General features: G+C 35.4%; 15 protein-coding genes. 6 read left to right on the top strand and 9 right to left on the bottom strand.

Annotated elements, in window-relative coordinates; all coding sequences use genetic code 11:
• The first annotated feature begins 40 nt into the window (after window positions 1-40).
• Window positions 41-532 carry a peptidylprolyl isomerase B gene (ppiB, locus tag GQ590_RS03840; protein ID WP_160406804.1) on the top strand — a complete coding sequence of 164 codons (492 nt, stop codon included), beginning with the start codon at window positions 41-43 and terminating at the stop codon, window positions 530-532.
• Window positions 525-1,277: a UDP-2,3-diacylglucosamine diphosphatase gene (locus GQ590_RS03845; protein WP_160406806.1), complete on the top strand. Its 753-nt coding sequence runs from the start codon at window positions 525-527 to the stop codon at window positions 1,275-1,277. Before ppiB ends, GQ590_RS03845 begins: the two co-directional genes overlap by 8 nt.
• Here the strand turns inward: GQ590_RS03845 and modC are convergent.
• The 3 genes from modC to modA form a co-directional block, all read right to left on the bottom strand.
• Window positions 1,256-1,936 carry a molybdenum ABC transporter ATP-binding protein gene (gene modC / locus GQ590_RS03850; RefSeq protein ID WP_160406811.1) on the bottom strand — a complete coding sequence of 227 codons (681 nt, stop codon included), beginning with the start codon at window positions 1,934-1,936 and terminating at the stop codon, window positions 1,256-1,258. The two genes, GQ590_RS03845 and modC, sit on opposite strands and share 22 nt — an antisense overlap.
• Window positions 1,937-1,939: 3 nt before the next feature.
• Window positions 1,940-2,632 carry a molybdate ABC transporter permease subunit gene (gene modB / locus GQ590_RS03855; protein ID WP_160406814.1) on the bottom strand — a complete coding sequence of 231 codons (693 nt, stop codon included), beginning with the start codon at window positions 2,630-2,632 and terminating at the stop codon, window positions 1,940-1,942.
• Between the two features lie 63 nt (window positions 2,633-2,695).
• Complete coding sequence (gene modA / locus GQ590_RS03860) at window positions 2,696-3,463, bottom strand: molybdate ABC transporter substrate-binding protein (RefSeq protein WP_160406817.1); 768 nt, start codon at window positions 3,461-3,463, stop codon at window positions 2,696-2,698.
• 277 nt (window positions 3,464-3,740) lie between these two features.
• Between modA and GQ590_RS03865 the strand changes: the two genes are divergently transcribed.
• The 4 genes from GQ590_RS03865 to GQ590_RS03880 all read left to right on the top strand — a co-directional run bounded on the left by GQ590_RS03865 (window position 3,741) and on the right by GQ590_RS03880 (window position 8,773).
• On the top strand, window positions 3,741-4,517 hold the full coding sequence (locus GQ590_RS03865; protein WP_160406820.1) for a TOBE domain-containing protein: 777 nt from the start codon (window positions 3,741-3,743) through the stop codon (window positions 4,515-4,517).
• A 23-nt stretch (window positions 4,518-4,540) separates the two neighbouring features.
• Window positions 4,541-6,004 (top strand): molybdate ABC transporter ATP-binding protein ModF, encoded by a 1,464-nt coding sequence (gene modF, locus GQ590_RS03870; RefSeq protein ID WP_160406823.1) that lies wholly within the window; start codon window positions 4,541-4,543, stop codon window positions 6,002-6,004.
• A 387-nt stretch (window positions 6,005-6,391) separates the two neighbouring features.
• Window positions 6,392-8,398: an excinuclease ABC subunit UvrB gene (uvrB, locus tag GQ590_RS03875; RefSeq protein WP_160406826.1), complete on the top strand. Its 2,007-nt coding sequence runs from the start codon at window positions 6,392-6,394 to the stop codon at window positions 8,396-8,398.
• Window positions 8,399-8,509: 111 nt separating this feature from the next.
• Window positions 8,510-8,773, top strand: coding sequence for a hypothetical protein (locus GQ590_RS03880; protein ID WP_160406829.1), 264 nt, complete (start codon window positions 8,510-8,512; stop codon window positions 8,771-8,773).
• A 147-nt stretch (window positions 8,774-8,920) separates the two neighbouring features.
• Here the strand turns inward: GQ590_RS03880 and purM are convergent, their stop codons facing one another.
• From purM to rsmE, 6 genes are all read right to left on the bottom strand, one after another.
• Window positions 8,921-9,958, bottom strand: coding sequence for a phosphoribosylformylglycinamidine cyclo-ligase (purM, locus tag GQ590_RS03885; RefSeq protein WP_160406831.1), 1,038 nt, complete (start codon window positions 9,956-9,958; stop codon window positions 8,921-8,923).
• Window positions 9,959-10,056: 98 nt separating this feature from the next.
• The gene (gene ruvX / locus GQ590_RS03890) at window positions 10,057-10,467 is read right to left on the bottom strand and encodes a Holliday junction resolvase RuvX (RefSeq protein WP_160406834.1); all 411 of its coding nucleotides are present in this window, start codon (window positions 10,465-10,467) and stop codon (window positions 10,057-10,059) included.
• Window positions 10,468-10,470: 3 nt separating this feature from the next.
• Window positions 10,471-11,028, bottom strand: a complete 558-nt coding sequence (locus GQ590_RS03895) for a YqgE/AlgH family protein (RefSeq protein ID WP_160406838.1) — start codon at window positions 11,026-11,028, stop codon at window positions 10,471-10,473.
• Window positions 11,029-11,049: 21 nt separating this feature from the next.
• Window positions 11,050-11,502, bottom strand: coding sequence for a GNAT family N-acetyltransferase (locus GQ590_RS03900; RefSeq protein ID WP_160406841.1), 453 nt, complete (start codon window positions 11,500-11,502; stop codon window positions 11,050-11,052).
• Window positions 11,503-11,505: 3 nt separating this feature from the next.
• Complete coding sequence (gene gshB, locus GQ590_RS03905; RefSeq protein WP_160406844.1) at window positions 11,506-12,462, bottom strand: glutathione synthase; 957 nt, start codon at window positions 12,460-12,462, stop codon at window positions 11,506-11,508.
• A 195-nt stretch (window positions 12,463-12,657) separates the two neighbouring features.
• Window positions 12,658-13,383: a 16S rRNA (uracil(1498)-N(3))-methyltransferase gene (gene rsmE / locus GQ590_RS03910; RefSeq protein WP_160406847.1), complete on the bottom strand. Its 726-nt coding sequence runs from the start codon at window positions 13,381-13,383 to the stop codon at window positions 12,658-12,660.
• Window positions 13,384-13,404 lie beyond the last annotated feature (21 nt).

Here is a 13,404-nt window from a genome sequence, read left to right on the forward strand (position 1 = left end):
ATTTACGTTATAAATTAAAGAAGAGAGTAAGGAACTTTTTATGATTATATTTCACACTAATTTAGGTGATATTAAAATCGAAACTTTTGATGACAAAGCGCCAGAAACAGTTAAAAATTTTATTGAATATTGCAAAGACGGTTTTTATAACAATACGATCTTTCATCGTGTTATTAATAATTTCATGATTCAAGGCGGTGGTTTTGAACCCGGTATGAAGCAGAAAAAAACCAAATCACCTATTAAAAATGAAGCAGATAACGGTCTAAAAAATGACCGCGGTACTTTAGCCATGGCACGTACAGCTGATCCACATTCTGCAACAGCTCAATTTTTTATCAACGTAGTGGATAATGATTATCTTAACTTCCGTTCTGCTGATGTTAATGGTTATGGTTATTGCGTTTTTGCCCAAGTTGTAGACGGTCTTGATGTGGTTGATAAAATTAAAGCCGTTAAAACAGGGCGCAATGGTATGCATTCAGATGTTCCTATGGAAGATGTTGTTATTACGAGTGTAACGGTTGAATAATCCTGTTCGTTATTTTATCGCTGATATTCATCTAGCGGATAATGAGCCTGCTTCTGGTTATAGCGATATAACCGCAGGCTTTTTGTCTTTTCTAAATACATTACCTGATAATTGTGAGCTTTATATTTTAGGCGATCTATTTGATTACTGGGTTGGTGATGATATAAAAACAGACTTACATTACCAAGTTGCACAAGCGCTACAAGCTTTATCAAAACGTAATATCAAAAAATATTTTGTTCATGGTAACCGTGATTTTTTATTAAGTAAAAAATATGCTAAGCAGTGTGATATGACCTTATTGCCAGAGGTTAATTGTTTACCTAATCAAGAAACAAATATTGTTTTTTTACATGGCGATTTGCTGTGCACTGATGATCTTCAATATCAAAAATTCCGAAAAGTGATGCATAATAAATGGTTACAAAAACTATTTTTATTTTTGCCGTTGTTTATTCGGCTTAAAATTGCCACTAAGTTAAGGAAAAAAAGTAGTCAGCAGAATCAAATCAAGTCTGAATCTATTATGGATGTAAATCAACAAGCGGTAGTTGATATGTTGATGGTGCATAATGCCGATATTATGATTCATGGCCATACACACAAACCAGCAACTCACCACTTTCAAATAAATGGCCGCCCAGTAACTCGCTTAGTTCTTGGCGCATGGCATGATGGGGTGACATATGTTAAACAAACACAAAACAGTGCTATTTTTGAGCTTTACAACCACTCTTTTAAATAATCACTTTGCAAAACTTGATCGGTTTTACCAAACTCAATAAGCTTTCCTTGCTCTAAAATGACAACATTATTGGCGATTTGTTTAACTTCATTAATATTATGTGTAACATAAATAATAGGTATATTTAATTCGTTAGCTAATTTATTAATATAGGTTAATAGTTCTTTTTTTCTTGGCATATCAAGCGCAGAAAGCGGTTCGTCCATCAATAGTAGTAAAGGATCTGTTAATAGTGCTCGACCAATTGCTACGCGATGTTTTTCACCACCTGATAGCATAGCTGGATAACGATTTAATAATGGGCGAATATTAAGCACATTTACGATTTCGTCAAATCTTGAGGTTTCAATCTTTTTAGCCCCGTAAGTCAAATTTTTAATCACTGTATAATGGGGAAAGAGTAATGCATCTTGAAAAACGGTACCAATTTGGCGGTTTTCTGGCGCAACAAAAAGGCGCTTATCACAATCAACTAGTGTTATGTTATTTAGTTCAATATAACCTTGGTCTGGTTTAATTAATCCATTAATAAGGTTGATTAGTGTTGATTTACCCGATCCCGAAACACCTAAAATAGCGGTAATACCTTGGCAATCAATATTATGATTGAATTGGAACAAAAACGAAGCAAGCTGTTTGCTGACCTGTATCTTTAACATAATTTATTGTCCAACAAGTTTATTTTTATGCCAACGATTTAATAATTCAGATAAAAATAGTGCAATTAGCGACAGCATAATCGAAATAATACAAAGCCGTAATGCACCTTGTTCGCCATCGGGAATTTGTAACATTGTGTACATGGCAAGCGGCAAAGTACGGGTTTCGCCTTGAATATTTGATACAAACGTAATTGTGGCACCAAATTCCCCCAAACAACGAGCAAAACCTAGCACTATTCCCATTAAAATACCCGGAAAGGCTAAGGGTAACGTGATTGTCATAAATACTCGCCATCGACAAGCACCAAGGGTTCTAGCCACATTTTCAAGGCGTATATCAATTGACTCAATGGCTAAACGAATTGAGCGTACCATAAGAGGAAAGGCAACCACAGCAGAAGCTAAAGCAGCACCTTGCCAATTAAAACTGAAACTAATATTAAAGTGGTGATTTAACCACTCACCAATTACACCGTGTTTCCCCATGGTGATTAATAATAAATAGCCCAAAACCACTGGCGGTAAAACAAGAGGAAGGTGCACAATACTATCAAATAGTGATTTTCCCCAAAATTGACAGCGTGCTAATACCCAAGCCGTTAAAATACCAATGGGTAAACTAAAACCAATTGCAGCAAAGGCGATTTTTAAACTAAGTAGCAAGGTTTGCCATTCAAATTCGTTTAATAACATAATTGTTTTAATGACATAGTCGTTTTAATAAATAGTTGTATTGTATTATTTCACCCGCGTAAACTACTTAATTATAAAACCATATTTTTCAAAAATAGCTTTTGCTTGTGGTGAATTTAAATATTGATAAAAATCGTTCGCTTTTACGTTTAATAACGTGATTGGGTATTCAATCGATTTGAATGTATTTGCAGGAAACGTTCCAATAATTTTGACTTTATCACTTACTTTGGCATCAGTACTGTAGACAATACCAAGCGCTGCTTCGTTACGTTCTACTAACATCAAAGCATCACGCACATTACTCGCAGGGGCAAATTGTGGCGATAATTTGTCAAATACGCCTAAGTTGGTGAGTGATTCTTTTGCATAGAGTCCTGCAGGAACATGATCAGGATCGCCAATAGCAATTCTTTCACCTTTAGGTAAAATTGCTTGCCAATTGGTATTGCTATTAATTAAGACGCTATCTACTTGTGACTTTTTTGGCGCAATAAGAACCAATGCATTTTTCAATAAATCTTGTTTGTTTTTAACAATATTATGTTCAATTAAGTAAGTCATCCATTTTTGATCGGCTGACATAAAAATATCTGCGGGAGCACCTTGTTCAATTTGTTTAGCTAATACTGATGAGGACGCAAATGAAAACACAATATCGGCATCTTTATGTTCCGTTTTATAACTTGTTGCGATATCTTGCATCGCATTTGTTAATGATGCGGCGGCAAATACTGTGATTTTTTCAACTGCCACTTTTTCAACTGCTGATGTTGAATATGTCATCGCCATTATGACGATAGAGGTGATAATTCCAATAATTTTTTTCATTTTTCCCTCACAAACAAAAGTCGTTATTAATTTAAGCCGTCAATGATATTCATTTGTTTTTAAACGTATATTTTTATTTTTCAGCCGATCGCTTAATTACCGTTATATAATATAATACATATCGATGTTAACAAAATTTATTCACAAAGTACAATTAAACTGATGAGATAAAATGATCAATAAGATTTTTAACAAGTTTTGAAGAATACTAAAAAGCGTCTACAATGATTAATCGTGTTTGTTCTAATTGGCTAGCAGTTATTTGTGGTGTTAAATTATGTTTTCTCCTGAAATTTTATTAACGTTAAATATACATCAGCAGTTATTTACTGATCCAAGGCGCATTGCATTGTTAAAAGCAATTGAGCAAACAGGCTCATTAACTCAGGCTGCTAAGCAAGTGGGTATTAGCTATAAAACGGCCTGGGATGCTACTAATGAAATTAACCAACTAGCACCGAAACCTTTTTTAATTACTGAAATTGGCGGTAAAAAAGGAGGAGGGACTAAGTTAAGTCATTACGCCGTTAGATTTATACAACTTTATGAGCTATTAACTCAGTTACAGCAACATGCTTTTAATATTCTTAGGGATGATAAAGTACCATTAGACGATATATTAAAAGCAACAGCTAAATTATCATTGCAAACTAGTGCTCGTAATCAATTATATGGTAGCGTAAAACAAATAGAAACCAATGGTGTTGCAGGCTTTGTAACGGTTCAACTAGATGATAATCAAACGCAATTAAAGGTCTATATTACTCAACCAAGCGTGCAACGATTAAAATTAAGCCCAGATAAAACGGTTATTTTATTAATTAAAGCGCCATTGATTGAATTAAATGATACCCATGAAAATCGTTTATTGATGAAAGTTGAAAATATAACAACTGATGGTGATTGGAGTGACATTACCTTTTCATTACCTTCTGGAATTATGATTTATGCCAGCAGAGAAACTCGTGAAATTGAACAATACGCATTAACCGAAGGTAAGCAAATTACACTTTCCATTGATCCGCAAAATATTATTATCGCTACTTTAGTTTAGTATTTTATTAAGACGAGGTATTCATGTTACAAATAGAAAATGCGGTTTATAAAATCAGTGACTATAAGGTTTTTAGTATTGAAAAACTAGAAGTTTATCAAGGTGGCAATTTAGCGTGCATTGGTCGCAATGGTAGCGGTAAATCTATGTTAGTTAAAGCATTATCTGGCGAGCTCACACTATTGTCAGGTAGGGTAGACAATCAATTTAAATCAACCGCTTATATTTCATTTGAGCAGTTACAGAAACTGATTGATGATGAGTGGAAGCGAAATAATACTGATATGCTAAGTGAAAGCGAAAATGATATAGGATTAACCACTGAGCAAATCATTCAAGAAAATAACGTTAATTCAGCACGCTGCTTACAGTTAGCAAACCAATTTGGTATCGGCCATTTATTAACTAGACGATTTAAATACCTTTCAACAGGCGAAACACGCAAAACATTAATCTGCCGAGTTTTGATGCAACAACCCGATTTGCTAATATTAGATGACCCCTTTGATGGCTTAGATGTTGCATCGCGTGAAAATTTAGCCGAAGTTCTTGCTGATCTTGCTAAGCAAGATATCACGGTTATTCTTGTTTTAAATCGCTTTAATGAAATTCCTAGCTTTATCAAAAATATTGGTATATTAGCGGATTGCCAACTATTGAAAATTGATACAAAAGACACAATATTGAATGATGTAACAGTCAAGCAATTGGTCAATTTGGAAAATATACCCAATACACCATTACCTGAAGCCGACGAACCACCAATTCAATTAACTGATGAATTAGATCGTATCATATTAAATAATGGTTATGTTCATTACGATGATAAACCCATTATTAATGGATTAACTTGGCGAGTCAAAGCCAAGCAAAATTGGCAAATTGTTGGGCCTAATGGTGCAGGTAAATCGACGTTATTAAGTTTAATAACAGGTGATCATCCGCAAGGATATTGCAATGATCTTATTTTATTTGGTCGTAAACGTGGATCAGGTGAAACAATTTGGGATATTAAACGCCATATTGGTTATGTTAGTAGTAGTTTACATTTAGATTATCGCGTTAATGCGAGCGTTAAAACCGTGTTATTGTCTGGTTATTTTGATTCGATTGGTGTATATCAAGCCACCAGCGATAAACAAACTAAATTAGCTGATGAATGGTTAAAGTTGTTAGGTTTACAAGCACAAACAGATAAACCTTTTCAATCACTTTCTTGGGGGCAACAACGTTTAGTATTGATAGCTAGGGCTTTGGTTAAACATCCAACATTGCTAATATTAGATGAACCTTTACAAGGGCTCGATCATCTTAATCGGGAATTAGTCAAACGCTGGATAGATCGTTTAATTAGTGAAGGACATACTCAGTTACTCTTTGTGTCTCATCACGCAGAAGATGCGCCAAAATGCATCACTCATCGATTAACTTTCGTTCGTGAATTTGATGAAAGCTATCAATATCAATTTGAACAGCTAAACAAATAGATTAATTAAACCTATTAAAAGAAGTTTAAAAATAGGAAAAACCATCCAAAATAAAAGTTTTTTTTGGGTAAAAATTGTCTTGATAATAGAAAAAAGCCTATAAAGGCTATACTTATGAAGTTATCCCCGTTGCCTGTGGATAACTCTGTTAATAGTTTATTGAAAAAAACGCTAACCTCAGTAACTATCAGGCTTTTTCTTGATTTGATTGTAAGTTAGTCGTTAAATAAATTTTTGTTTATTATCAACATGTTATTATAAATCAAGCCATAGATAAATTGTTTTTTTTATAAATAAAAAAGCAATTTGAATAAAAAATATAAAATATTAAAAGGTCAAGTCCTTTTGGGGATAATTTTTATTAATAGGTAAAATATTGGTTGCGATGTGATGAAAAAATTTAAATTATATTCTGAATTCAAGCCTGCTGGTGATCAGCCTGAAGCAATAAGAAAAATTAATCAAAATCTGCAAGACGGGATTGCACACCAAACGTTATTGGGTGTAACAGGATCTGGTAAAACCTTTACCATGGCCAATGTCATTGCTGCGCATAATCGCCCAACAATTATTTTAGCGCCCAACAAAACATTGGCCGCTCAGTTATATGGCGAAATGAAAGCCTTTTTCCCTGAAAATGCGGTTGAATACTTCGTATCTTATTACGATTACTATCAACCCGAATCTTATGTCCCTTCAACCGATACATTTATTGAAAAAGATGCATCAATCAATGAACATATAGAGCAGATGCGTCTTTCAGCCACTAAATCGCTATTAGAACGACGTGATGTTGTCATCGTTGCTTCGGTATCAGCAATTTATGGTTTAGGCGCGCCAGAAACCTATATGTCGATGATATTGCATTTAACGAAAGGCACCATAACCGATCAACGTTCAATTTTGACTCGTTTGGCCGAATTGCAATACACTCGTAACGAAATAGGCTTTAGTCGTGGTACATTTCGCGTTAGAGGTGATGTGATTGACATCTTCCCTGCCGATTCAGATGAGCTTGCAGTGCGTGTAGAGTTATTTGATGATGAAGTGGACCGAATTGTTATGTTCGATCCGCTCACAGGCAATAGCATAAATGAAGTATCACGAATAACTATTTATCCAAAAACACACTATGTCACTCCAAGAAATATAATGGAAAACGCTATTACCCAAATAAAGCAGGAACTTAAAGAGCGTCAAAAAGTATTGTTAGACAACAATCGTTTGTTAGAAGAACAGCGCTTAACTCAACGAACACTATTTGATATCGAAATGATGACTGAGCTAGGTTACTGCTCAGGAATCGAAAACTATTCACGCTTTTTAGCGCAGCGAAATCCAGGTGATCCGCCTGCAACCTTATTTGATTATTTACCGGCTGATGGATTATTATTCATTGACGAATCGCATGTGGCAATTCCGCAACTTGGCGCAATGTATAACGGTGATCGTTCACGCAAACTTAATCTTGTTGAATATGGCTTTCGTTTACCATCAGCACTAGACAATCGACCGTTAAAATTTGCTGAATTTGAAAACATTATGCCACAAACTATTTATGTGTCAGCAACACCTGCCAAATACGAAATTGAAAAATCAGGTGGTGAAATTATAGATCAAGTGGTTAGACCAACAGGGCTATTAGATCCCATTATTGAAGTACGACCAGTTGCAACTCAGGTTGATGATTTGTTATCTGAAATCAAAATTCGCATTAATAATGATGAGCGTGTTTTAGTAACTACATTAACTAAACGGATGGCAGAAAACTTAACAGATTATTTGTCAGAACATAATGTCAATATCAAATATTTGCATTCAGATATTAATACGGTTGAACGAATGGAAATTATTCGAGATTTACGTTTAGGTAAAGTTGATGTACTAGTAGGGATTAACTTATTGCGAGAAGGCCTTGATATACCTGAAGTGTCGTTAGTTGCTATATTGGATGCTGATCGTGAAGGTTTTTTGCGTTCAGAAAGTGCACTTATTCAAACTGTCGGCCGTGCAGCTCGAAATGTGCATGGTAAAGCGATATTATATGCCGACAAAATTACACCGGCTATGCAAAAAACGATTGATGAAACAGCTCGCCGTCGTCAAAAACAGGAAGATTTTAATACTGCACATGGCATTACACCAAAATCAGTACGTAAAGAAATCAAAGACATACTAGAGGCAGGTTTAAGTACCAAAAAATCAACAGCCAAAGTACAAGCATTTGAACCAGGCAAACCGTATCAGTATGTCTCAGTTAAAGAGGTTCAGGCAAAAGTAAAAGAACTTGAAGCAATGATGTATGAAGCAGCTCAGAATCTTGAATTTGAAAAAGCAGGTGTACTACGTGATGAAATAAAAAAATTGCGTGCTGATTTTATTAAAGTGTCTTAATTAACCCCATCCCAAATTTTGTGTATTTATCCGATAAAAGGTGATGGTGAAGTCTGTCACCTAATTCTATCATAAATCGACTCATTGCTCTTTTCCAATTTTTAATCGGAATTGTCCACTTCTTGGGCGAGAATCAATCCTAAACCTTGGTTACATAATTGGTTAAATGAACATGAGCGCTTTAAAAAACTTAACCGCTCAGGTAATCCTGAATTATATGATGATCCACAAACTCCAGAATTTGAACGAATTAAAAAACTTGACCCTTATGCTAACTATTATTGCCGTACCCCCATTTTGCCCAATTGGGTTAAAATAATTGATGAGTGGGGATTTGTGCAAAAAACCACAGAGCAAGAAGAAAACTCAAATTAATAATACCAATAACTAAATGCGATTTATTAAATGGATCGTTTAGATGTTTGCTAAATGTTTTAGGCGGTGATAACGATTTTGAAAGGTGCATATTATCCATCCAACTAATTCATTATATTAAATGGATGGATAATATGAAAACACAAATTATTTTATCACAACACGCTCGCTTGATGTGGTGTGCTTTATTTCACCTAATAACCATGCCTTTTCACCATGATTATTTAGTAAAGTAATTGCTTTATCAGCTAACTGTTTTGGTAAAGCAATAATTAAGCCAACACCACAGTTAAAAGTTCGATACATTTCGTGACGGCTGACATTACCTGCGTTTTGTAACCAATTAAATATTTCAGGCCATTGCCAGCTTGCTTCATTAATTATGGCTTGTGTATTATCAGGTAATACGCGAGGGATGTTTTCCCAAAATCCACCGCCAGTAATATGGGCAATGGCGTGGACGTCAACTTGAGCGATAAGGTCAAGAACAGATTTAACGTAGATCTTAGTTGGTGCAAGTAAATGATCAGCAAGTGGTTTGCCATTTAACTGTTCTGTAGCAGGGTTTACGCCACTGACTTCAATAATTTTACGCACTAATGAATAACCATTAGAATGAGCACCGCTTGATGCTAATGCAATTAATGCATCACCGTCTTGTACTTTGCTACCGTCGATCATGGCTGATTTTTCAACAACACCAACGCAAAATCCTGCTAAATCATAGTCATTACCATGATACATACCTGGCATTTCGGCCGTTTCACCACCTACTAAAGCACAACCTGATTGCTTACAACCCTCTGCAATGCCTGTAACTACAGTAGCTGCTACATCAACATTCAGTTTTCCTGTAGCATAGTAATCAAGGAAAAATAAAGGCTCAGCACCTTGCACAATTAGATCGTTAACACACATTGCGACTAAATCGATGCCAATTGATTCGTGACGATTTAAATCCATTGCTAGACGTAATTTAGTCCCGACACCATCGGTGCCTGATACTAAAATAGGTTCTTTATATTTTTGTGGAATAGCACACAGTGCGCCAAAGCCACCCAGTCCACCCATAACCTCAGGTCGTTTGGTTTCTTTAACAACAGATTTAATACGATTAACAAGTTCATTGCCAGCATCAATATCGACACCAGCATCTTTATAACTAAGAGAATTGTTGTTTGACACGGTAAGTAGTCCTTACAATAAAAAGTTGTTACTATTTTAGCAAGGATGAAATTTAATGGCGATTAATTATTGACAAAATAATTAATTAAATAAAATTACTAATTATTTTCAAACCAACTTTCCAAAATAATAATGGCAGAAGTTGCATCAACATGACCTTTTTCAAGTGCTCGATAACCTCGTGAAGCAAAAATATGTGATTTTGCTTCAACGGTCGATAACCGCTCATCTTGCAAATGTACTTGATAACCAAATCTGCCATGCAAACGATTAGCAAATTTACGAGCTCGGGCTGTTAATGATTGCTCGGTGCCATCCATATTTAGGGGAAGCCCAACGACTAAAAAATCAGGTTTCCACTCATTTAATACCTTTTCGATAGCTTGCCAGTTAGGAATACCATCGCGCGCTTTAAATGAGCATAAAGGATTGGCTGTTTTGGTAATATCTTGACCAATCGCTGCACCAATACTTGCTGTACCAAAATCAAATGCAATAATTGTAGCCATCGATTATGCATTACCCATTTGGTGTGAAATAGTTTTGATATTGATACCAAGTGATTCGGCCGCTTTTTGCCAACGCTCATCAATGGCCTCTTCATAAATAATTTTCGGCACAGCATGGGTAACTAGCCAATCATTACGGGCAATTTCACTTTCAAGTTGCAATGATTGCCAGCTTGAATAACCTAAAGATAAGAAGATATTTTTGGGTTGCTCTGGGGAGCCAATTGATTTGAGTGCATCGAGCGATGTGGTGATCATTACATCATCAGAAATCTGAATACTAGAAGCAAATCCTTGTTGAGGCGTGTGTAGAATAAACCCTTGCTCTTCAGCAAGTGGACCGCCACAAAATACGGGATGCTCTAATTCAGCGCAACTTTTTGGTGAAGTAATTTCTAACCGTGTAAGAACGGTTGCAACATTAAGATCAACAATCGGTTTATTAATCATAATGCCCATGGCACCATCACGATTGTGTTCACAAATATAAATAACTGAACGACTAAAGAAGGAGTCATCCAATGTTGGCATAGCAATAATAAAATGATCTTTTAAATTCATAAGCTCACGTTTAGGTAATTTTTATAATGCACATTTGCCAATTTTAACATTATGCTCAATATGACAGCGCATTAATAATTCTGGTTCGTTGGTTTCTTCATTGATCGATTCTGAAACAATCTCAAAATTTTGAGAAAGATAAAAATCAATGGCCGTAACATTTTTTTTATAAACATGTACTAACAGTTCATTATGGCGCTGTTTTGCTTTATTGACTAATGCTTTACCGATGCCTTGGTGACGATAATTTTGATCAACAAACAGCCCAGAAATATAGTTTTCAGTTAAACCAATAAAACCTTTAATACCGTTAAGATCTTGTACATATAATCTAGACATTGGAATTAGCATTTTTACTAAATCATAATTTTGTTTAAAAAATTCAGGGTTAATAAAATCATGCGCTTGCAAATTACCTTGCAACCATATTTCCATTACGCTGTCTAAATCCTCAAGTTTATATTCTCTAATCATGATTTAACTCTTCTTATTTAATCGATGTTCGATTGCATTCATTAACATGCCAGTGATTGAAAGGTCAGGATTAGCTGCTTCAATTTCACGAACACAAGTTGGACTGGTGACGTTAATTTCGGTTAACTTATCACCAATAATATCAAGTCCTACAAACAGTAAGCCCTTTTCTTTTAAAACGGGGGCGATGCTTTTAGCAATGTGCCAATCGCTTTCGCTTAATGCTCTAACTTCGCCATGGCCGCCTGCAGCAAGGTTGCCACGTGTTTCGCCTTTTTGTGGAATTCGAGCTAAACAGTAAGGAACTGGTTCACCATCAACCACTAAAACACGCTTATCGCCATCTTTAATGGCTGGAATAAAATTTTGAGCCATGCAATAACGTGTATTATGTTCGGTTAACGTTTCAATAATGACTGAAACATTCGGATCGCCTTGTTTGATTCTAAAAATTGACGATCCGCCCATACCATCTAATGGCTTTAAAATGATGTCGTTATGTTTTTGGAAAAATGCTTTAATTTGCTTTGTTTGTCGGGTAACTAGCGTTTGCGGAGTAAACTGCGCAAACCAAGCGGTAAACAGTTTTTCGTTACAATCACGCAGGCTTTGTGGTTTATTGACCACTAATACACCTTTTGCCTCGGCTCTTTCTAGGATATAAGTGGCATAAATAAACTCAGTATCAAAAGGGGGATCTTTACGCATTAAAATCGTATCAAGGTCACTAAGTGCAATGGTCTGTTCTTGCCCAAACTCAAACCAATGATCTTTATCGTTATAAACCGTCAAAGAGCGAGTTGTGGCATAAGCTTCGCCTGTGTCTAAAAAAAGATCGTTCATTTCAATATAAAAAAGCTCATAACCGCGTTTTTGTGCCTCAAGCAACATAGCAAAACTGGTGTCTTTTTTAATATTGATATGGCTAATTGGATCCATAACAATACCAAGCTTAATCATGGTGACTCCTTATTGATTTTTGGTTTTAGCGAATAGTGAATTGATAATATATATTATCCTATACTTGCTCATTGAATTAGTTTGAACAAACTATAGCTGTCGCGCTAAAGCATTATTAAAAGTGTACTTTCAACTATCATACTCGTTACCGATTAAGATGCAAAGTAAACATTAGTTATATTGGATTAATTTATATTAACCCAAATCACCAAAATGCACTTGTAAAGCGGTTAAAGCCGTTAATGCCGCTGTTTCGGTACGTAACACGCGTGGACCAAGCAAAATATCGGTAAATTGATAACGATGAGTCATACTAATTTCACTGTCCGACAGCCCACCTTCAGGGCCAATTAATAAACTAATATCTTTTTTAGCATTCGGTAACTGCTTAATACCATGTTTTGCTTTAGGGTGCAGATTTAAGCGTAGCTGCGTTTTTAAACTTGCGCACCAAGCTTCAAGTTTAGTCACTGGGTGAATTATGGGCACGACATTACGACCACATTGTTCACAAGCTGAAATTACAATCTTTTGCCATTGTTGAACTTTTTTATCTAGTCTTTCGGTATCGAGTTTCACACCGCAACGTTCAGAAAGTAGGGGAGTAATACTTGTTACACCTAATTCAACTGATTTTTGAATGGTAAATTCCATTTTCTCACCACGAGAAATAACTTGCCCTAAATGAATGTTTAAAGGCGATTCACGGTCATCAGTTATTGTTAAAGCGGTTTTCACCGTGACTGATTTTTTATTAACTTCATGGATAACGGCAGGAGTGATTTGATTCGAACCATCAAATAAAATAATATTTTCGCCGACTTTCATTCGCAAAACGCGAATAAGGTGATTAAAGGCGTTATCATCTAACGTAATAATACTATTTTGGGTAATTGTAAATGGTTGAAAAATTCGTGTCATAATTGCTAGTCTTAAAATATA

The organism is Gilliamella sp. Lep-s35 (assembly GCF_009795845.1).
In the GTDB taxonomy this organism is placed as follows: Bacteria; Pseudomonadota; Gammaproteobacteria; order Enterobacterales; family Orbaceae; genus Gilliamella.